At 39.2% G+C, this 20763-nt stretch carries 16 protein-coding genes; 7 read left to right on the top strand and 9 right to left on the bottom strand.

Translation table 11 applies throughout. The features are described from left to right. Nucleotides 1-12: 12 nt before the first annotated feature. From H5119_RS05165 to H5119_RS05145, 5 genes are read right to left on the bottom strand one after another with little or no spacing between them, the layout of a single operon-like run. Nucleotides 13-2550, bottom strand: coding sequence for a glycogen/starch/alpha-glucan phosphorylase (locus H5119_RS05165; RefSeq protein ID WP_182701461.1), 2538 nt, complete (start codon nt 2548-2550; stop codon nt 13-15). Continuing rightward, nucleotides 2534-4606: a glycogen debranching protein GlgX gene (glgX, locus tag H5119_RS05160; RefSeq protein ID WP_182701460.1), complete on the bottom strand. Its 2073-nt coding sequence runs from the start codon at nt 4604-4606 to the stop codon at nt 2534-2536. The genes H5119_RS05165 and glgX overlap by 17 nt, the downstream gene beginning before the upstream one ends. Further along, a complete protein-coding gene (gene glgB / locus H5119_RS05155) occupies nt 4599-6827 on the bottom strand; it encodes a 1,4-alpha-glucan branching protein GlgB (RefSeq protein ID WP_182701459.1) in 2229 nt (742 codons plus the stop codon). Before glgB ends, glgX begins: the two co-directional genes overlap by 8 nt. After that, on the bottom strand, nt 6827-8818 hold the full coding sequence (gene malQ, locus H5119_RS05150) for a 4-alpha-glucanotransferase (RefSeq protein ID WP_182701458.1): 1992 nt from the start codon (nt 8816-8818) through the stop codon (nt 6827-6829). Before malQ ends, glgB begins: the two co-directional genes overlap by 1 nt. 9 nt (nt 8819-8827) lie before the next feature. Further along, nucleotides 8828-9130: an isoamylase early set domain-containing protein gene (locus tag H5119_RS05145; protein WP_077535206.1), complete on the bottom strand. Its 303-nt coding sequence runs from the start codon at nt 9128-9130 to the stop codon at nt 8828-8830. A gap of 548 nt (nt 9131-9678) precedes the next feature. Between H5119_RS05145 and H5119_RS05140 the strand changes: the two genes are divergently transcribed. Next, a complete protein-coding gene (locus H5119_RS05140) occupies nt 9679-10596 on the top strand; it encodes a hypothetical protein (RefSeq protein WP_182701457.1) in 918 nt (305 codons plus the stop codon). Between the two features lie 32 nt (nt 10597-10628). Here H5119_RS05140 and H5119_RS05135 read toward each other — a convergent pair whose 3' ends face one another. Then, complete coding sequence (locus H5119_RS05135; protein ID WP_182701456.1) at nt 10629-11000, bottom strand: hypothetical protein; 372 nt, start codon at nt 10998-11000, stop codon at nt 10629-10631. A 123-nt stretch (nt 11001-11123) separates the two neighbouring features. Continuing rightward, entirely contained in the window at nt 11124-11552 is a 429-nt protein-coding gene (locus tag H5119_RS05130) for an Lrp/AsnC family transcriptional regulator (protein WP_077538768.1), read from the bottom strand. A 194-nt stretch (nt 11553-11746) separates the two neighbouring features. Here H5119_RS05130 and H5119_RS05125 point away from each other — a divergent pair, with 194 nt between their 5' ends. From H5119_RS05125 to H5119_RS05105, 5 genes are all read left to right on the top strand, one after another. Next, nucleotides 11747-12952, top strand: a complete 1206-nt coding sequence (locus H5119_RS05125; RefSeq protein WP_182701455.1) for an aspartate aminotransferase family protein — start codon at nt 11747-11749, stop codon at nt 12950-12952. A gap of 49 nt (nt 12953-13001) precedes the next feature. Next, the gene (gene astA, locus H5119_RS05120) at nt 13002-14036 is read left to right on the top strand and encodes an arginine N-succinyltransferase (RefSeq protein WP_182701454.1); all 1035 of its coding nucleotides are present in this window, start codon (nt 13002-13004) and stop codon (nt 14034-14036) included. A 7-nt stretch (nt 14037-14043) separates the two neighbouring features. After that, nucleotides 14044-15510: a succinylglutamate-semialdehyde dehydrogenase gene (gene astD, locus H5119_RS05115; RefSeq protein ID WP_182701453.1), complete on the top strand. Its 1467-nt coding sequence runs from the start codon at nt 14044-14046 to the stop codon at nt 15508-15510. A 27-nt stretch (nt 15511-15537) separates the two neighbouring features. Then, nucleotides 15538-16341 carry a DUF1338 domain-containing protein gene (locus H5119_RS05110; RefSeq protein ID WP_182701452.1) on the top strand — a complete coding sequence of 268 codons (804 nt, stop codon included), beginning with the start codon at nt 15538-15540 and terminating at the stop codon, nt 16339-16341. A 100-nt stretch (nt 16342-16441) separates the two neighbouring features. Next, nucleotides 16442-17287: a hypothetical protein gene (locus tag H5119_RS05105; protein ID WP_182701451.1), complete on the top strand. Its 846-nt coding sequence runs from the start codon at nt 16442-16444 to the stop codon at nt 17285-17287. 256 nt (nt 17288-17543) lie between these two features. On the opposite strand, the gene H5119_RS05100 is transcribed toward H5119_RS05105, so the two are convergent. Next, nucleotides 17544-18824: a flavohemoglobin expression-modulating QEGLA motif protein gene (locus tag H5119_RS05100; RefSeq protein WP_182701450.1), complete on the bottom strand. Its 1281-nt coding sequence runs from the start codon at nt 18822-18824 to the stop codon at nt 17544-17546. A gap of 63 nt (nt 18825-18887) precedes the next feature. After that, nucleotides 18888-19787, bottom strand: a complete 900-nt coding sequence (locus H5119_RS05095) for a redoxin domain-containing protein (RefSeq protein WP_182701449.1) — start codon at nt 19785-19787, stop codon at nt 18888-18890. Between the two features lie 85 nt (nt 19788-19872). Between H5119_RS05095 and H5119_RS20680 the strand changes: the two genes are divergently transcribed. Further along, on the top strand, nt 19873-20688 hold the full coding sequence (locus H5119_RS20680) for a helix-turn-helix domain-containing protein (protein WP_182701448.1): 816 nt from the start codon (nt 19873-19875) through the stop codon (nt 20686-20688). The last annotated feature ends 75 nt before the right edge of the window (nt 20689-20763 follow it).

Below are 20763 nucleotides of genomic sequence, written 5' to 3'. Positions count from 1 at the left end.
TACTCTCTCCATTTAGTCTTTGCTGTTAGTGATATGACTTTTAGTTGTCGTTAAGTCTGTTGCACTAATATTAAGGGGTTCTAGATGCCAAATGTCGTCACTGTATTGGCTTATCGTTCTATCACTTGAAAACATGCCACTGGCTGCTGTATTCAAAATACTCATTCGTGTCCAGTAGGTTTGATCTGCGTAAGCTTTATCTACTTCTTTTTGAGCACTAATGTAACTTTCAAAATCGTGTGCAACCAGCCAAGGATCGTTCGAACTCTTAATTGCGTTAATTAAATCGTCAAATAAACACGGCTCAAACAAATTAAAATGCCCGCTTTCTAAAAGCTGCATTACATTTGCTAAATCAGTATTTTCTGCAATTATATGCGCTGGATTGTAACGCGATTTTATCTCATCAATTTGATGGGCTTGTGCCCCAAACAAGAAGAAATTGTCGGCGCCTACCGCATCTCTAATTTCTATATTTGCGCCATCTAGCGTCCCTATTGTTAACGCACCATTCATCATAAACTTCATATTGCCGGTGCCCGATGCTTCTTTACCTGCGGTAGACACTTGCTCTGATAAATCGGTTGCTGGGCAAATAACTTCCATCGCCGTTACGTTATAATTTGGCAAAAAAGCAACCCGTAAATACGGTGCGGCAAGGGGATCTTTATTAATCACCTCGGCAACATTATTAATCAACTTGATAATTTTTTTAGCCATGTAATAACCAGGCGCCGCTTTACCACCAAGTAATACACAGCGTGGTACAAGTCCTTGCGTATCACCTCGGCGAATGCGGTCATACAAATGAATCACATGCAGTATGTTAAGTAGCTGACGTTTGTATTCGTGGATACGCTTTACTTGCACGTCAAACATCATCGACACATCAAACTCAACATCGCAGCGTGTTTTGACTAAATCAACGAGACGTTGTTTATTTTCGCGTTTAGCTGATTGCCAATGCCCGTGAAATACTTGGTCATCAAAAAAGCGGCGTAGCTGGCTAATTTGAGCAAAATCGCCGACCCAATCGTTACCAATTTTTTCACTAATTAGGCTGCTTAAAATCGGGTTACAGTGTGCAAGCCAGCGACGTGGCGTTACGCCATTTGTTTTATTGTTAAATTTATCTGGCCATAGCGCATAAAACTCTTTAAACAAACCGGCTTTTAATAGCTCAGTATGCAATGCCGCGACCCCATTTACAGAATAGCTGCCAACTATTGCTAAATAAGCCATGCGTATTTGCGGTTCATCACCTTCTTCAATCAGCGACAGCGCACGTTGTTTGCTCACATCACCTGGCCAGTGCTGTGCCACCAGCGCTAAAAAGCGTGCGTTTATTTCGTAAACGATTTCTAAGATACGTGGCAGTAGCCTCGCAAATAATGATACTGACCACTTTTCCAGTGCTTCAGGTAGCAATGTATGATTTGTATAGGCCATTGTTTTAGTTGTAATGCGCCAAGCATCATCCCAATCAAGCTCGTAATCATCAATCAAAATACGCATAAGCTCTGCAACGGCAATGCTTGGGTGTGTATCGTTTAATTGAAAAACATGAAAGTCAGAAAAGTCGCTAAAACTCTCACCCTGTTGTGAAACCCACTGATCAACAATATCCTGAATACTCGCTGATGATAAAAAGTACTGCTGACGTAATCTAAGCTCTTTCCCATTTTCACTGCTGTCATTTGGATAAAGCACCATGGTGATTTGTTCAGCAAGGTTCTTTTGTGCAACCGCTTCTGAGTAACTACCGGCGTTAAACTCGGTTAAATTAAATTCGTCCGTCGCTTCTGATTTCCATAAACGTAGGGTATTAACAATATTATTTTTATAACCAGGAATTGGTACATCATAAGGCACCGCTAGTACATCGTGCGAACTTATCCACTGACGATGCGCGCGTCCGAATTTATCCGTATAACTTTGCACATAGCCACCAAATTTAACGCGCTTAGCATGCTCTGGTGCACTTAGTTCCCACGGATGCCCTTCGCGCAACCAATTATCGGGTTGTTCAATTTGGTTCCCATCGTCAATAGATTGATTAAACATGCCATATTCGTATCGCAGACCATAGCCGATTACAGGTAAAGCGAGACTTGCACAACTATCTAAAAAGCAAGCAGCTAAACGACCTAAACCGCCATTACCAAGCCCTGCATCATGCTCAGCATCTTCAAGCGTCTCAATGGTTGTACAATATTCTTGTAATGCACCTGCCACCTGGTCGTCTAAATCAAGGTTAAGTATTGCATTACCCAGTGCGCGGCCCATTAAAAACTCAAGAGACAGGTAAGCAGTTTTACGGCATTTTTGTTGCTTAATTTGCTGATTGGTTTCTCTACAGCGTGCAACAAGCCTATCGCGAATAGTCAATGCTAACGCATGATATAAATATAGCTGTGATTCGCCGATTTTATCGCGCCCAAGGGTATAATAAAAATGCCGTGTTAAGTCATCCTTTAGTGTACTTTCATCAATCACGGGGCCGTCTTGCCAACCCTTTACTACACATACTTGTTCATCTTGTTTCGCCATGACCTATTTCCTCTAAATTTGCACTGAATACCCAGCTGCTTTGTGCAGAAATTTCAACCATCGCACCGTTATCACTACTAATAGATGCATTATTGACACTTGATAAAACCATTTGCCAAGGCGCGCTTATTGGAGAAGGCGGCAATTGGCACGAAACTACTTTTTTACTGGCATTAAATATAATCAAGAGCGCATGTTTATTTTGCTTGTCGAGCAAACTGTACATCAAAAATTGCCGTGTACTTTCATGCCAATGCGCATCCGTCATGGTTACCCCTTCTTCGGTAAACCATCTAACGGTAAAACGCTCGTCTATGTCATCTAAAAATACACTGTGTTTAAACGCACTGTGGGCACGGCGAATCTTTAGTGCATCATCTACAAATTGGGTTAAGGTATGATTTAATTGCGAGTCTTTCCATGCCAGCCAACTCGTTCGATTATTTTGGCAATAGGCATTATTGTTGCCACCTTGAGAGTGGGCCATTTCGCTGCCTGATGCGAGCATCGGCACGCCTTTAGATAAAATTAGTGTGAGCAAAAAATTCTTCTGCTGCTGCAAGCGAAGTGCTTTAACAAGTGGATCGTCAGTAAAGCCCTCTACACCGCAATTAAAAGAATAGTTCGCACTGTGACCATCTCGGTTTTGCTCACCATTTGCTTCATTATGTTTTTCTTCGTAGCTCACTAAATCCGCAAGTGTGAAGCCATCATGGCTGGTTATAAAGTTAATACTATTAAGAGGACCCCGATCGCTGTGCTCAAAAATATCAAACGAGCCATGTAAGCGTTTAGCAACGGTGGCAATAATACCTTCTTCGCTTTTCCAAAAGCGTTTTATTACATCGCGGTATTGATCGTTCCACTCTCGCCATGGAGAAGGAAAAGCGCCTAACTGGTATCCACCAGGGCCTATATCCCAAGGCTCACTAATAAGCTTTACTTTGTTTAAAATAGGATCTTGAGCAATTGCTTGTAAAAAAGTATGCGACGCACTAAACCCAGACTGAGAACGTCCTAAAATCGTCGCCAAATCAAATCTAAAGCCATCAACGCCCATCGTCTCTACCCAATAACGAAGGCTATCGAGGACAAGTTGTAATACGCGAGGATGATCAATATTAATAGTATTACCACAACCCGTATCGTTTATATATACATCAGGTTGACCGTTTACAGTACGGTAATAAGTTAAGTTATCAAAGCCTCTGAGGGATAGTATAGGGCCGTCATTACCAGCCTCAGCGGTGTGGTTGTATACGACATCAATAATAACTTCGATGTCAGCGGCATGAAGCTGCTGCACCATTTGCTTAAACTCATTGATATCATCGTTAACCAAATAGTCTTTGTGAGGCGTAAAAAAGTTAACAGTGTTGTATCCCCAATAGTTTTGCAGTCCTTTTCCTGTTAAAAACTGCTCACTAATAAATGAATGAACTGGCAAAAGTTCAACGGCTGTAATACCAAAACTTTGTAAATGTTCAATAAAACTTGGATGACTTAACCCTAAAAACTTCCCTCTCAGAGACTTAGGTATTTTAGGGTGACGATACGTTGCCCCTTTTACATGGCACTCGTAAATAACGGTGTTTGACCATCTATGGTTTGGCTTTTTATGGGTATAAAGCGAAGGCGCTATTACTTTTGATTTAAATATATCAATAGCATTATCAACGGTGCTTTTAGTGCCAATGGGCATTTGTCCGTAATGACGCTCACTCCAAGTAAATTCGCCAAATAAGTCTTTTGCGTAGGGGTCTATTAATAGTTTGTTTGCGTTAAATAATTGCCCTTGCTTAGGGTTGTATTCCCCCTCGACTCTAAAGCCATACAAAGCGCCTTCATTTAAAGGCGATATATGAACACTCCAAATACTACCTTCATTAATATTCATCGCTATTTTTAGGATTTCTGAATGGCCACTTTTATCAAACAAACATAGATAAGCTTGTGCTGCTTTTGGCGCATAGAGTGCAAAGTTAACACCGCCATCAGCAATAATTGAGCCTAACGGTTCAACGTGGCCATGAGTGATTTTAAATTGATTACTCATCGTCAACCTTTTGCAAATAAATAGTCGTTAAACCGCCAATAGCAATAGAAATACTTTGCTCAAATCCATGACTTGCAACAGCAGATGCTTTAATAAGCTGCCCGTCATTTTGGGTTACTTCGATCCCCGAGCCAAAAAATTGCGTTTCATCCGTATTTAAAATGACTTGATAGTAACCTTTACAAGGGACGCCAATATCGTAATGTTGATATGACATCGGTGTAAAATTGGCTATAACGACTACAAAATCACGTGCGCGTTTAGCATAGCGCACAAAACTTAAAATGCTTTGCTCGTTATTATTGTTGTCTATCCAAGTGAAACCAGTTGCACTTGTATCAAGCTCGTATAAAGCGGGTTGGTTTTTATAAATGTAATTAAGCGTTTTAATCGTTTGCTTTATGCCAATGTGACTTTGATGCTCTAATAAGTGCCAATCAATTGAATGATCGTGCCCCCACTCACTTCGCTGCGCTATTTCACATCCCATAAACAATAGTTTTTTACCCGGATGCGCCCACATAAACGCATAATACGCACGTAGATTTGCAAATTTTTGCCAATCATCGCCTGGCATTTTTTCAATCAACGAGCCTTTACCATGCACGACTTCGTCATGACTTAATGGCAAAATGAAATTTTCACTAAAGGCGTACACCATCGAAAATGTCATTTCGTGGTGATGGTGCTGTTTGTAAAGTGGATCGCGTTGCATGTATTGCAAACTATCGTTCATCCAGCCCATATTCCATTTATAGCCAAATCCGAGACCATTGTGCTGAACATCTTGTGTAACCCCTGGCCATGCAGTTGATTCTTCAGCAACCATCATAATGCCAGAATTATTTTTATAGCTGCGAAGATTGACTTGCTTTAAGCACTCAATTGCACCTAAGTTTTCGCGTCCACCAAAACAATTAGGGATCCACTCCCCCTCTTTACGGCTGTAATCTAAGTACAGCATGGAAGCCACTGCATCTACGCGTAAACCATCAAGCCCAAATTGATGCAACCAATACATGGCATTGGAAATCAAAAAGCTTTTAACTTCAGGGCGATCATAGTTATAAATATAGGTGTTCCAATCGGGGTGAAAACCTTGGCGCATATCAGCATGCTCATACAAGTGGGTGCCATCAAATTGATGCAAGCCATGCGGATCACTTGGAAAGTGCCCCGGTACCCAGTCTATTAAAATGCCTAAATTAGCTTTGTGGCATTGCTCTACAAAATATTTAAAACTGTTGTAATCGCCAAAGCGGCTGGTTGGTGCAAATAAACCCACCGGTTGATAACCCCACGAGCCATCAAAAGGGTATTCACTTATAGGCATTAGTTGCAAGTGAGTAAAGTTCATTTCCAGCGCATAGTTAACGAGTGTGTCAGCAAGCTCTGCGTAACTTAAATAACGATTGTTGTCACCGCGTTGCCATGACCCTAAATGTACTTCATAAATACTGATAGGCGCATCAATGTGGTTACGCTTTTGTCTATTATTTATCGCTTGCTCATCAAGCGCTATAGGCTCTGGTTTATATTGTAAGACGCTGGCAGTACCTGGCGCTTGTTGCATTTTAAATGCAAACGGATCTGCTTTTTCTAGTACGTCTCCACTTTGTGTGGTAATTGCAAATTTATAGCACATATCGGCTTCAAGATCGGGTATAAACAACTCCCAGACACCACTGGCAGGATGAAAACGCATAAAGTGACGGTTAGCTTGCCAAAAATTAAACTCACCAATAATAGATACACTGGCTGCATTGGGTGCCCAAACACAAAAACGCACACCTGCTATGTTTTGTTGGGTGCAAAAATGCGCACCAAAGTGCGAGTATGCATGCTCTAAACTACCTTCATTAAATAAATACATTGCCTGTGCATCAAGGGCACTCTTAAAACTGTACTCATCGTAAGACGTATTGACTGCATTTTCATATTCAGCTTCACATTTATAAGGAGCCGTCGGCAAATCGTTGAGCTTTGCAATAAACAAGTCACTTTGCTTATATCGCTGCGCTTTTATTTTTTTACCCAAAAAATCAACCGTCACATTCAAAGCTGTGGGCAAATACAACCGTAACTCTATGTTTACATTATTTAATTTATGTACCCCAAGAAAACTAAATGGGTCTTTAAATCGCCCAATATTTAGGGCTTGCACTTGTGCATCGTAATTATTAAAAGATGATCCAATCTTATCTACTACAGAGCTGTTCATTAACCTTTCCTTATTGAATCAATAGCAGCTAAAAAAGATGCATTCTTATTAAAAATTTCTTCACACGTGTGGTTTAAAGCACGACGCCAATTTGGGTACTCAGTATCAGTACCGGGAATATTTACAGGGTATTGCTGCTCATCTAAATCGTCTATTTGCAAGGCAAATAATCGAGACTGAGATTTGGCTAAACATAATGCAAGTGATTGATATACATTAGTTGCATTACTTTGTAAGTTAAGCTCTTGTGTTTGATTGGCGTTAATAAAGCGCAGTAGTTTTTGTCGCTCTTCAACTCGTTGTTTAGCAAGGCCGATGCATTGTTGTTTATCTATTAAATTATATTGCTGTTTTATGTTTAAATCGTCGTGCTGCCACCACCCCATAAAGGGAGGTACATCATGATTGGCAATCATTAATAAGCAATGCGGCGATAAATCATTTATTGAAATAAACTCGCCATCGTAATGCTTTTCAAAATAGAACAAACTGTTAGAAAAAATACCGCTAGATGCCAAAGCGTGCCTTACCTCAGCAGGGACGACACCTAAGTCCTCGCCAATAACAAGGCTCTGATTAATATGCGATTCAATTTTTAAAATGGCGAGTAAATGTTCAAATGGATAATAAACATAACAACCATCTTGTTTGCCGTTGGTTTCAAAGCACCACCATAAGCGCCTAATAGCCATTACGTGATCAATTCGCAGCCCACCAACATCTTGCATATTTTCGCGAATGAGTGAGCGATAAAACTGGTAGTGGTTATTGCCAAGTTTTTGAGGCGTAAGTGCAGGCAAGCCCCAATTTTGTCCCGCTTCAGCCCATGGATCTGGCGGAGCACCAACATGTGCACCTTGACTAAATAAACTTTGTTGGGCGTTAAATTCAACACCATCACCAGCACATCCCACTGCTAAATCATTTATTAAGCCAATCGTCATTCCCAGCGCCACACAACTACTCTGGCAAAGTGCCAATTGCAAATGTGCTTGCCACTGCAGGTAATAATCAAACATTAAGTTATCTGATTGTAGCGTTTTTAATGTACTTGAATACGCATTACAAAAATCAGAAAATGCTTGGCGACGCTCGTGGCAAGCCGTTTTCTCAAAGTGATTATAAAGCGTTTTAAATAACCTATATTTGATGCAGCTTACATTTTCGTAATTTATAAATTTTTCACTACTCTGCATCAGCGCAGTTAGGTCTTCGCTTTGCATTAACGTATTGATTTCTAAATTATTTTTAGCGTCATCGCATAGATCAATGGCGATATAAAGAGGGTTTAGCAAAGCACGGCTGTTTGGGCTATAAGGACTCGCCCGCTGTGGCATATCAGCGAATAATAGATGAAGAGGATTAAGTAAAATATAATCCATGTTTTGCGCACTACATAAGTGTGTTAAGGCTAATAAATCGCTGAAATCTCCGATGCCTAATTGCGCTTTATTTTTTAAAGTATAGAGCTGAATAGACAGCCCGGTGCATTTTTTATTGGCTACTTGATAAACTTGCTCAGGCACAGACCAAATTTGCGTCTGTGTTAGTTGCTCTCCAATTTGCACCGTTGCATCATAATATCCCACAGGAATATTTGGTAATGAGAGGGCAAGTTCAATATAGCGAACGCCGTCTAGGTAATATTCACCTACAATAGGTAAACCATGCAGCGTTTGAAATGTTAAATTAACACCCAGTGATTCTATTTTGACGTATGTAACAAAGTGACATTGACGCTCATCAATGCGTATTTTTAACGTATTCTCGGGTGACTCAACTAAGCTAACACTGGGTACTAATTGTAACCACACAGCCACATCTAACTCATAGTTGAGGTGCGCAATTTGGTTGTTATCGTCGGGATTTACACCACTACATTGCAAAGCTCGCTTACGTGTCTCTTCGCTAAAAAAAACCTGTTCGCCGTTATATTTAGTAAACTCATAGCCAATGCCATGCAGGTAAAACAACTGCGAAAGAGCGTCCATTTCTCTACCTTAATTTATACGTTGCGTATTAACTATGCTATTTTCTGTACCAAATGTATTGCCAATGTAGCCATCAGCTTGATGATCGTTATCCCAAATGTTGCCATTTATTAAATAACGAAAGTGGAATTGTTGATCAATTGGAAGGCGTTGCTTGCATTTAAACACCCCCTGTTTTTTATTAAGCTTCATTGGCACAGGTTGCCAATCATTAAATTCACCGAGTAAACAGACTTGCTCTGCTTCAGGGTGAGTAAATTCAAAAGTAACTTCAGCTTCATTTTTTGTTTTAAAAAAACGTTTATTCAACATAGCAGGCTCCAACTAAACCAAAAAAGGGACTTAATTTTTGCCACAAGCCATACAACTAAACTAAAAGGCGATGTGGATTCCATTCAAAATCATTTAACGCGAATAATACCAATTTTATTAAAAACATGATCTTTCTATCGCATTAAATAACTCACTAACTGCGTTGAAATTATTCATATAGAATAACTATATGTCACAATTTTCGCCTTGTTATTGTGCTATTTTCTTCGCGCTATAATAGATCACCTATTTAATGCAATTGGTATAAGTTAAACAAAACTTTATTTAAGCATTATTACAGTGCAAATATTTCTGCTATTGCACGCATTTAGTGCAGTTGAAACGTCAACCGTACCACTTTGACAAAGTTCTATTTATTGTAGCAATTTCTAAACCAACAGCGAGCCAAGTCAGTTATTATTTAATAAAATGTCTTTTTACTTTAATCAACATACAAAGGGAGTGCTTTACAATATAAAACACTTTCGTTATGACCCCCCATAAGCGATAATACATATATATTAACACTCTGAAATATCTAAAATTTCATGTTGAAAAAAAGCATTTTACTTACTATGGCCATCGCAGTTTTAATAATAGTGACTTTTGTTGGCTCTTCAATCTATACCCTTTACAGCAAGAAAGAAATCTCAATTGATCCTAAATTAAAAGAAATATCAGGTATCGAATTTGATAAGCATAAACGGCTTTGGGCTATTAACGATGGAGGCAATGATCCTAAGCTTTATCGGCTTAATAAGGACGGCTCTATCGCTAAAGAAATATTGGTTGAAAACGCTAAAAACATTGACTGGGAAGACATGACTCAAAATAAGTTTGGGCACTTTTTCTTAGGCGATTTTGGTAATAATAAGAACGATCGAAGATGGCTTACTATTTATAAAATAGAAAACCCAATAGATATAAAAACTGACACTACACAGGCTGAAATAATTAAATTTACCTATCCAGAAATGGATGGCAGCCCCATAAAGCCAAATAATCGTAATTTTGATTTAGAAGCATTTGTCGCGCTAGGTCGTCATTTGTATCTATTTACTAAAAACCGTACAGAGCCATTCGACGGCATAACAAAGGTTTATAAGGTAGGCGACCACGCTGCGAACTTTAAAGCACAGTTAATTGGTTCATTTAAAACCTGTACCACAATGGAAAAATTATGTTGGATAACCTCTGCGGCACTAAGCCCCGATCGTAAAAAATTAGTACTACTTGATTCAACCAGCATTTGGTTATTTGAAAACTTTGAAGGTGATAAATTTTTCTCTGGTGATGTATCAAAAATAGACCTTGGGATTGTTACTCAAAAAGAAGCCGTTACTTTTTTTGATGACAATACGATAGTATTTACAGATGAAGAGTTTAACGGAATTGGCGGAAACGCTTATTTTATTAAGCTTGATGAGGTAAAAAAAGTAATCGTAAGCAGACCTCTCGATAAATGAATTCATACCAATTTGCTTAATAGAGAGTCACGTTAACTACTGACACAGTTTATAAACTGTTCAGCTAATAGAGAAACTATTGCTTTGTCGGTGTAAAATTGCTCTTTCTCTGCAACAGGGTATCTGGAGCACATGTCTTTAGTCCTATCAAAATTAAGCTTACACGCACTAACAGAGCCACCCAAAGCTTGCTGATAACCACCATCTTCACACAACGTGACAGCAAAGTGTTTAGCACCAACAATAATTTCACTCATACTTACCGGTGACGTCTCTAATTTAAAGAATATATCACTATACTTTTCAACATTAGTACTGTTGATAGAAGTACCACTGTTTGCTTTTGCAGTTAGGTAATACCCGATAGCTAAAGCCGATAATAAAACTAAAATAAATGATTTCACAATTGTCCTTAAATATGACAGCAAACAGCTGACTCCGTTATCGGTAATTCTAGTACATACCCCATAGAAAATCTATCACGTAAATAAATAACCTGAACTGCGGACAACTATGATACAAATGTATTAGCGTTTAAACTTAGTCTCTAAAATAACAGATGATGTTGTGCGCTCCACCCCATCAAGGTTGCCAATATCATCAAGTAAATGACTCAGTTGCTCTAAATTTTGCGCTTGGACAACGGCAATTAAATCAAACTCACCACTTATGGCATAAAGCTGCGATATCGCATCAATTTGTTTTAGTTCTAAATTAGTTTTAGTGGTGAGCTTTTGCTTTACCTTTATTGACACGTGCGCCGACACCATCTTACTTAGGTAGTCATCTCCATAATCGACGCTGTAACCTTTAATGACTCCATTTTCTTCTAACTTCAACATCCTACTTTGCACTGTAGAGCGAGATAAATTTAGCAGTCTAGCAAGATCCGAAATACTCGCTCTGGCATTGGTTTTTAGTATAGATAATAGCTTTTCGTCTTGTGGAGTTATCATAATGGTTATTAATTTCGTTATTTTGACTTTTATTTTAATCATTTTTCACAAAATAGCACTGCAAATTTAACTGACAACCTTCGATAATGACGTCTTATTAAAACTAATACCGTGTTTGCTGAAGAATAATGGCTATATTCTTCTTTGATTTAGCAACTACTATCTTATCTAAGCCCTCAATTTAGGTGTACAAAATGCAAGTAACTAGAGATTTATTCAACGATGTAATGGTACCAAACTATAATCCTTCAGCGGTTATCCCTGTTCGTGGTGAAGGTTCTCGCGTGTGGGATCAAAACAACAATGAATTTATTGATTTTGCCGGTGGTATTGCCGTTAACTGTTTAGGTCATTGCCACCCAGCACTAGTTAAAGCATTAAAAGAGCAAGGTGAAAAAATTTGGCACTTATCAAACGTAATGACTAACGAGCCTGCGCTTCGTTTAGCTAAAAAAATGGTCGATGCGACTTTTGCTGAAAAAGTGTATTTTGCAAATTCAGGCGCTGAAGCAAACGAAGCAGCGCTTAAACTAGCGCGTCGTTTTGCATTAGATGTACACGGCACTGAAAAAACACAAATTATCGCCTTTAATAAAGGCTTCCACGGCCGTACGTTCTTTACAGTAACCGTGGGCGGGCAAGCCGCTTATTCAGATGGTTTTGGCCCAAAACCTGCTGACATAGTGCATTGTGATTTTAACGACATTGCTGCATTCGAAGCGCTGATCAGCGATAAAACATGTGCCGTTATGATGGAACCATTACAAGGTGAAGGCGGTATAATCTCACCAACAGATGACTTTGCTAAAAAAGTACGAGAGCTGTGTACTAAACATAACGCATTACTCATTTTTGATGAAGTACAAACAGGTGTTGGCCGCACGGGCGATTTATACGCCTACGAAGGTTTAAAGGTTGTACCTGACATTTTAACAACGGCAAAAGCACTTGGCGGTGGTTTTCCTATTGGTGCAATGATCACCACAACTGAGATTGCAGCTCACTTAAAAATTGGTACACACGGCTCAACGTATGGTGGTAACCCACTTGCATGTGCGGTTGCAGAAGCCGCATTTGATACCGTAAATACGCCTGACGTACTAAATGGTGTTAAAGAGCGCGAGCAGTTATTCCGTGACGGTTTAAACGCTATTAACGAAAAATACAACGTATTTAGTGAAGTACGCGGTAAAGGCTTATTAATTGGCGCGGTATTAAACGAGCAGTTTGCCGGACGCGCACGTGATTTTTTAGTAGCAAGTGCTAACAATGGCTTAATGAACTTAGTGGCGGGTATGGATGTGATCCGCTTTACACCATCTTTAGTTATTCCGTTTGAAGATATTAAAGAAGGCTTAGCGCGCTTTGAAAAAGCCGTTAGCGATGTAGTAAACGGTTAATATAGTTTAATTAGCACGCCTACTGGCGTGCTATTGGAGCAAGCAATAAATGCAAGTATTACGTCCTATTACTGCCAATGATTTTGACGCACTTAAACAAATTGCGATTGAATCAGGCCATGGATTTACCTCTTTACCTGTGGACGACGCACAACTTAAAGAAAAAATTGAACGTGCTGAAACAAGCTTTGCTAAGAATGTTAACCAACCTCTCGATGAAAGCTATTTATTTGTTTTAGAAGACAGCGAAACCGGTGACGTTATTGGCACAACCGCTATTGAAGCCGCAGTAGGCTTATCGGTTCCTTTATATCATTATCATTTAGGTAAAACGGTACACCACTCACCTACTTTAAATGTATATAACACTGTCGACATTTTAAGCATGTGTAACGACTACACAGGTTGCTCTGAAATATGCACATTGTTTTTGCGCGAAAACAGCCGCAAAGGTTTAACGGGTCGCTTTTTATCACGTTCACGCTTTTTATTTATGGCTCAGCATAGCGAGCGTTTTGCCGATACCGTTATCGCAGAAATGCGCGGTGTTAGCGACGAAGACGGTCATTCTCCTTTTTGGCAATGGCTGCAAGAGCACTTTTTTAGTATCGAATTTCCAGAAGCGGATCACTTAGTGGGCTTAGGCGATAAGGTATTTATTAGCGAATTAATGCCTAAATACCCAATTTATGTAAATTTGCTTAGCAAAAAAGCCCAAGCAGTTATCGGCCATGTGCATGAAAAAACAAAACCTGCGCTAAAATTATTAGAAAAAGAAGGGTTTGAGCACAGAGGCTACGTTGACTTATTTGATGCAGGCCCAACGGTTGAAGCAAAGCTTGGCAATATTCGCAGCATTCGCGACTCCCAAGTTTGCCCTATTACGATTGGTGAGCTTGATCACATTTCGCAAAATAGCTCTGATACGCTAGCTGTATGTAACCAAGGCGTAAGTGGCTTTAGAGCAACATTTACCAAAGACGCACATTACAATCATGCAAAACATACCCTCGTTATTAGCCAAGATGTGGCTAAGGCGCTTAATTTAAGCCAAGGAGATGCAGCGCGATTTTTCCGCCTGTAAATTATTTATGAATACACACCTAATTAATAACCAGTGGCATGTGGGCCTTGGTCCGGCATTTGAGTCAATCAATCCAAGTAATGGTGATGCGGTATGGCGCGGTAATGGCGCAAACGCTGTTCAAGTAGATTCAGCGGTAAAAGCAGCCAGAGCCGCGCAAATACAATGGGCAGACACACCGCTTGAAGAGCGTATAGCCATTTTAGAAAACTTTGCCGCACAATTAAAAGAACACAGCGAAGAATTTGCGACCATAATTGCGCGCGAAACAGGTAAGCCATTATGGGAAACGCGCACCGAAGTGGGCGCAATGACAGGCAAAATAGCTATTTCAGTTAAAGCGTACCATGAGCGTACCGGTACAACCGAAAACCCAATGCCCGGTGCTAAAGCGTTTATTAGACACAAACCGCATGGCGTTGTGGCTATTTTTGGCCCGTATAACTTTCCGGGGCATTTACCAAACGGGCATATTGTTCCTGCAATTTTAGCCGGTAATACCGTGGTATTTAAGCCATCAGAACTGACGCCGCACGTTGCAGAATTTACGCTCTCACTTTGGCTAAAAGCAGGTTTGCCAGCGGGCGTTATTAACCTTGTGCAAGGTGAAATTGAAACAGGTAAAGCACTTGCATCTCATAAAGACATAGATGGCTTATTTTTTACCGGTAGCTCAAACACTGGTCACTTACTACATAAGCAATTTGCAGGGCACCCTGGCAAAATATTAGCGCTTGAAATGGGTGGCAATAATCCTCTTATTGTAAAAGATGTTAGTGACATAAGCGCTGCTGTGCACGACATTATTCAATCAGGCTTTATCACTTCAGGTCAACGCTGTACGTGTGCACGCCGCTTATTTATTGAAAAATCACTCAATGGCGATGCTATTTTAGAAAAGCTAATAAGCGCGACTAAAAACATCGTTGTAGACGACAGCTTTGCTACAGAGCAGCCTTTTATGGGTGCAATGATAAGCGAAAAGGCAGCCCTTGGTATGGTCGCTGCACAAAATGAATTAGTATCAAAAGGTGCGCAAATACTTGTTGAACTTAAGCAATTAAAACCAGGTACAGGCTTTGTAAGCCCAGGTATTATTGATGTAACAAGTATTACCGACATGCCCGATGAAGAGCACTTTGGGCCTCTTGTAAAAGTATATCGCTACAACGACTTTGACAGCGCAATTATTGAAGCTAACAACACAAGTTTTGGTTTATCTGCTGGTTTACTAGCTGATAACGAAGATGATTACACTCACTTTTTAAAACGTATTCGAGCAGGTATTGTTAACTGGAACCGCCCTATTACAGGTGCCTCTAGTGCAGCTCCATTTGGCGGTATTGGCGCCAGTGGTAACCACAGAGCAAGTGCCTATTACGCCGCTGATTATTGTGCTTACCCTGTTGCATCTGTTGAATCAGACACAGTGAGCTTACCGAAAACCCTCGCGCCGGGCTTAATAATAGAATAACTAAATAACCAAATTTAAGGATTTAAAATGCATTCTAATGTAAACACATTATTTGATAACCTTTGGAAAAACTATTTAACAGTGACGCCATCGGCCGATAAGATTCATGACCTTTTAGGTTCAACGCAAAAAAATGACATCATTAACGACCATATTGCGCTGCGTACATTTAATATTGAAAAGGTCGGTCTTGAAAAACTCGCCGCTCACTTTTTAGCTATTGGTTACAAAGAATGTGGTGAGTACCACTTTGAAGCTAAAAAACTTTACGCAAAACACTATGAACATAGCGATCCGAATCAACCAAAAGTGTTTATTTCTGAGCTATTAGTCGAAAAATGCTCGCCAGAGTTACAAACCATCGTAACCAATATGGTAAGCCAAATTGATGAAAACGCTGTCACTGCTGATAACTTTTTGTATTCAGGCACGCATTGGCAAGTAAGCACCGATACTTACAAACAACTGCTAGCTGAAAGCGAATATGCAGCGTGGATGTCGGCGTGGGGCTATCGTGCAAATCACTTTACTGTAAATATTAATACGCTTGCTAAGTTTAATAACATTCATGATGTTAACCAAGCGCTAAAAGACGCTGGCTTTGTACTTAATACATCTGGCGGCGAAGTTAAAGGCTCACCAGAGGTGCTACTTGAGCAATCATCAACACTTGCTGATAATTACGCTGTCACATTTAGTGATGGTGACATGAGTATTCCTAGCTGCTTTTATGAGTTTGCGATTCGTTACCCTAAAGCAGACGGCGAGCTTTATACTGGTTTTGTAGCAGCCTCAGCTGACAAAATTTTTGAAAGTACCAACGCACGTTAATTGAATCTGTTGTGTTTAAGTATAAAAAAAGCCCATATGGGCTTTTTTTATAAAGACAACTCAGGCATTTCTTGGTAGTTTTAAACAAAAAGGAAATTGCATGAACATTTTAAAACATTGTATTTTCATTAGTTTACTTAGTTTACCTCTCCTAGCCGAAGCTCACTCTTCCCTTACTATATTGTCCCGTGCGTATAATGACGATACGACTGAGCGCACAACTGAAAAACGTTTTTATGCTCTTTTCCAACAAATACTACGCGATGAATTTAACGTCAGTACAGAATGGACTAACCATGCTCGCTTAATAAAGCGTTTATCAGGGCCGCAACCTGTATGCAGTTATAATATGATTAAAACAAAGCAACGAGAAAAGCTTTTCTTGTTCTCTGAAATACCCACAACAATGTTCGTACAGCGTAAACTTTTTGGGTATAAAGAAACCCTACAAGGGCTACCAGAAACAGTGTCTGTTTCTAAATTACTTGCAGATCAAAAAACATTTGGAATTGTTGCATCTGCCAGTTATCAAGAGCTAGATAACATGTTTGCAGATTATCAGCATCAAGTGGCTTCTATAAATAGTGCCGATAGCTTTGCACAATTAGGGCAATTACTTATACATAAACGCATCGATATAATTGTTAATTACGAATACACTGTTAAATCATTTTTATCTGACGAACAGTATGCCCAGCTAGATAGCCGTGCAATAAGTGAATACCCCGAGTTTATTAATGGTTACTTTGCTTGCAGCCAAACAGTCGAAGGCGAAAAAGCAATAACCTTAATTAACCAGTATATGCGTACCCCTGCTATGTATGAATTTCTTAAAGGAGTCCACTATGACGGGTTCGATGCAGATACTGCTAAACGCATGATGCACGTGTACGAAACAAAATATTATGTAACTCCTTTAAAACCAATAACTAAAATAAACAATTAGCTTGATTCATCAATAAGTTAAATGTTTCGCTGTAACCCAAAATGGCGATTGAAGTTATTGCTTACGGAAACAGTTAGGTATTCGTATTAAAGGTCTACCGCTCCACGAAGAGCGTATTAATTGAGTACTTATAGCCACTATATGTGACCGTATGGGTGTAGTTACACAATTTAAACGCAGTTGCTCATTCCAACTGCGTTTTGATTTCGATACTAAAAAATAAACAGATGTTTCCTGAATAAAAATGGTGATTTAATTACAAAAATAACGGTTTATAATCGTTTTCTAACTTTTCAAACGATAAGTCACCAATAAAGCGACCGAAGCTCAGCCAAGTTGCTAAACCGCGTAAATCTTTAAAGTGTGGTGGCACAAACTGTGGGCTTTCTATTACACCTAAATCATGTAGTTGAGATATTAATCTAAAATCATCTATCGATATTTTACCTACCAGTAATAAAGGCAGCCTATCGATTCGACCAAGCTGAATTGCCACTCGAATTAAGTTATATACCAAAACAAAGCCTTTAATGTAGGCAATATCTTTTGTAAAAGGAAGACCTGTTGCTGTACTGCCTCTAAAAACACGCTGCGCGAGTGTATAGCTGTCGTCTTTTGATAAACCTTGCGCTACGTAATCACGGTAAATATCGACAAACTCAGCACCATCAATTACTTTTGTTACGGCTTGGATACGATTAACTAATTTAGATAAGCGCCTAGGGGTCGATTTTAAAGTAATAATTTCGGTTAAAACAGCGAGTCCTTCTTGGGTAATAGTAGAACTAGGGGTACCTTTACTTAAACACGTCAAATACGGCTGCGCTAAGCCATTTTGAGTTGTGCCAACATGTATCCACCCTTCGTGTACTTCTAAAATATCGAGCTCACGTTGGGAGAACTTTACATCTTGATTAAGCTTAATATTATTAGCGCCCGCCGCTGCATCACTAACAATACCATCGCTAAGCATTACCTCTACATTTATCCCCGCCATACTCGCATTAACTTGCTCTGACAAAATGCGTACAGCATCAACTGCATCAATATTTTTAGGATCATCAGGTAATATGTCAGCGACGAGCAAGTTTTTTAATGGTTTATCTAACATATTAGCAAGCTCGGAAAGTGATGGCTCACCTGCGTGAAATAAGTCTTTAGGATGGCCAAACAACTCCACCGATAAATCATGAAATTCTGGCGTGCCACGATACTCAAGCATACTCAATACTGTTTTATACTCAGTACACATTTTTCCCATGTATTGAGCAATCGGATTTAACTGCCCCAATTGGTTAATAATGTTGCGGTGCAAAGTGGAAAACGCTTGGCGTAGCTCGCTCGGCTCAAATCCTAAATCTCGCTGTTGGTAATATGCGCGATCGATAAGTGGATTTTTTTGGCATTTTTGCCTAAAAAACTCCTCTTTGGTTTGTTTATCCCAGTTAATTGCATCAAGTATCCTGATCGGTGTTTGCAGGGCAATTAGTTGATCGGATAACTCACGAGTTTTAAGTAGTAACGCCTTGTCTATCATGCTCTAAGCTCAACAAAAAATGAGCTTAGAGCATAGGTTAGAATACGCGATTATCAAAGTAAATTATTGAATATTTTCAAGGCTAATGTGCGTTGAAAAATCAGTGATCCGTTCGATTATTTTACCATCTTTATAAATAATCAAAGTGGGCACAATTGATATGCTATTTTCGATAAACAGTTCATTACCAAAATCAATACTGAGTGGGTGTCGAACATTAAATTTAGTAATATACTCTGTCGCCGCATGCGTATCTGTCCATAGCTGACTAATACGTGATTCAATTGTAAGTCCTTGCTTAAACAATCGATTTACTTGGCTTTGTCCATCAATACAGTTTTTAGACATGTCTGGTCGCGAGTCAGCTAAATACCAATCGCACCATGCTGCGGTAAAATACACCCCCTTTATCCCCTTATCGGGTATACGCAGCAACGCGGGCTGATATCTACCTTGGGCAGCTAAAAGTTGGGTTTGTTTGCTAAGGCCATCGTGTGATAGTAATTTAAGGGTTTTATTCAATGCGCTATCTGCATCATGTCCTTGATAAATAACTTTACCAGTTCGATCGAGTAGCACATGATAAGGGGTTCCTAAAAATTGATAATATTGCGCCACGCGCCCCGTATTATCTGTCATCATCGGCATACTCAAACCAAATTTTTCCTTAACGCTTTGAATCGCTTTTTGGGTTTCGTTTAAATCTATATTGATCGCGATAAACTGTATTTTATCTCCATATACTTCAAATGATCGTTCAAAGTGTGGCATTTGCTCCATACAAGGTGCACACCACGTTGCCCAAAATTTCAAATAGGTGGGCTTTTTACCTACATAGTCATCCAAACTAATTTGCTCGCCTGATTCACTTTGTAAAACGAGTGATGGTTCAGTTGCTTTTATCGTATGGCAAATGCTGAATAAAATTAGCCCAACTAAACAACTAATCACTTTATTTCTCATATATATCTCCTTAAAATAAAAGCACAATATCATTACGATAAACTGTGGTATTGTAAGATTACGACATATAATAGGGAGATTAATCGTGATACCTAACGCACAACCTATAGCATTAGATGGCTTTCAAAAAGCAAGTGTCAGTCCAGTATTAAGCTCCTTTATTGACAGCTATTGGTGTATAAAAAGTACCGAATATGCGCCTAAAACATCTCACTTTTTACATTCTGACTGTGCTTCAGGAATAATATTTAATTTTCAACAACCACTCACAATTAACGACACTCGTTTAGATAATGACGGTTATATCTGTACCACATTTTGCCAGTCACAGAAGCTAAATTTAACAAAAAATATTGATGCGCTAGGTGTAAGATTTAAACCTGCTGCGACAAAATTATTCACCGACTTTCAGGCTAAAGATATTAGAGATTTGATTACTACAGATGTATGCACATTTCCAACTAATTATATGTATGATCAACTAGCTAAGCATCACTCCTTTTGCGCACAAGTCCACTTTTTAAATGGCTTTTTTACAGCTCATCTACACACAAAAACAATAAATATTGCACAGCAACACATTAGCCAATCATTACTCGGTATAGTGAGTAAAATGTGTGGGAATTTAACGCTAGATGATTTGAGTACTAAAACGGGCTTACATACAAAAAAAATTGAGCGTTTATTTGCCGAGTATATAGGTATGAACTTTCGACAATGCTCTCAAATAATAAAAGCAAAGCTGGCGATGCGGGCTATAAAAACACAACCCAATTTACCGCTAGCCGAGCTTGCTTTAACATTAAATTATTTTGATCAGGCGCACTTTACTAATCAGTTCAAAAAAATAATCGGTGTAACGCCTGCAAATTATCGACAGAAAAAGCAAAAAACCGCCTAAATTATAAATAATTTCAATGTAATTACTTGTAAAGTAAACCAATTAAAATTTTTACACGTAGCATAATAAAACTAA

Source organism: Pseudoalteromonas sp. SG45-5, from assembly GCF_014164085.1.
GTDB classification, from domain to species: domain Bacteria; phylum Pseudomonadota; class Gammaproteobacteria; order Enterobacterales; family Alteromonadaceae; genus Pseudoalteromonas; species Pseudoalteromonas aliena.
Note: the sequence above shows the minus strand (reverse complement) of the source record. Positions and strands in the feature narration are given on the sequence as shown.

Bases quoted from the DNA above. Each gene is read 5' to 3' on its own strand.
- H5119_RS05110 (WP_182701452.1), top strand. From the start codon at position 15,538: ATGCATTCTAATGTAAACACATTATTTGATAACCTTTGGAAAAACTAT.
- malQ (WP_182701458.1), bottom strand. From the start codon at position 8,818: ATGGACGCTCTTTCGCAGTTGTTTTACCTGCATGGCATTGGCTATGAG.
- H5119_RS05165 (WP_182701461.1), bottom strand. From the start codon at position 2,550: ATGGCGAAACAAGATGAACAAGTATGTGTAGTAAAGGGTTGGCAAGAC.
- H5119_RS05140 (WP_182701457.1), top strand. From the start codon at position 9,679: ATGTTGAAAAAAAGCATTTTACTTACTATGGCCATCGCAGTTTTAATA.
- glgX (WP_182701460.1), bottom strand. From the start codon at position 4,606: ATGAGTAATCAATTTAAAATCACTCATGGCCACGTTGAACCGTTAGGC.
- glgB (WP_182701459.1), bottom strand. From the start codon at position 6,827: ATGAACAGCTCTGTAGTAGATAAGATTGGATCATCTTTTAATAATTAC.
- H5119_RS05105 (WP_182701451.1), top strand. From the start codon at position 16,442: ATGAACATTTTAAAACATTGTATTTTCATTAGTTTACTTAGTTTACCT.
- H5119_RS05100 (WP_182701450.1), bottom strand. From the start codon at position 18,824: ATGATAGACAAGGCGTTACTACTTAAAACTCGTGAGTTATCCGATCAA.
- astD (WP_182701453.1), top strand. From the start codon at position 14,044: ATGAATACACACCTAATTAATAACCAGTGGCATGTGGGCCTTGGTCCG.
- H5119_RS05130 (WP_077538768.1), bottom strand. From the start codon at position 11,552: ATGATAACTCCACAAGACGAAAAGCTATTATCTATACTAAAAACCAAT.
- H5119_RS05125 (WP_182701455.1), top strand. From the start codon at position 11,747: ATGCAAGTAACTAGAGATTTATTCAACGATGTAATGGTACCAAACTAT.
- H5119_RS05095 (WP_182701449.1), bottom strand. From the start codon at position 19,787: ATGAGAAATAAAGTGATTAGTTGTTTAGTTGGGCTAATTTTATTCAGC.
- H5119_RS05145 (WP_077535206.1), bottom strand. From the start codon at position 9,130: ATGTTGAATAAACGTTTTTTTAAAACAAAAAATGAAGCTGAAGTTACT.
- astA (WP_182701454.1), top strand. From the start codon at position 13,002: ATGCAAGTATTACGTCCTATTACTGCCAATGATTTTGACGCACTTAAA.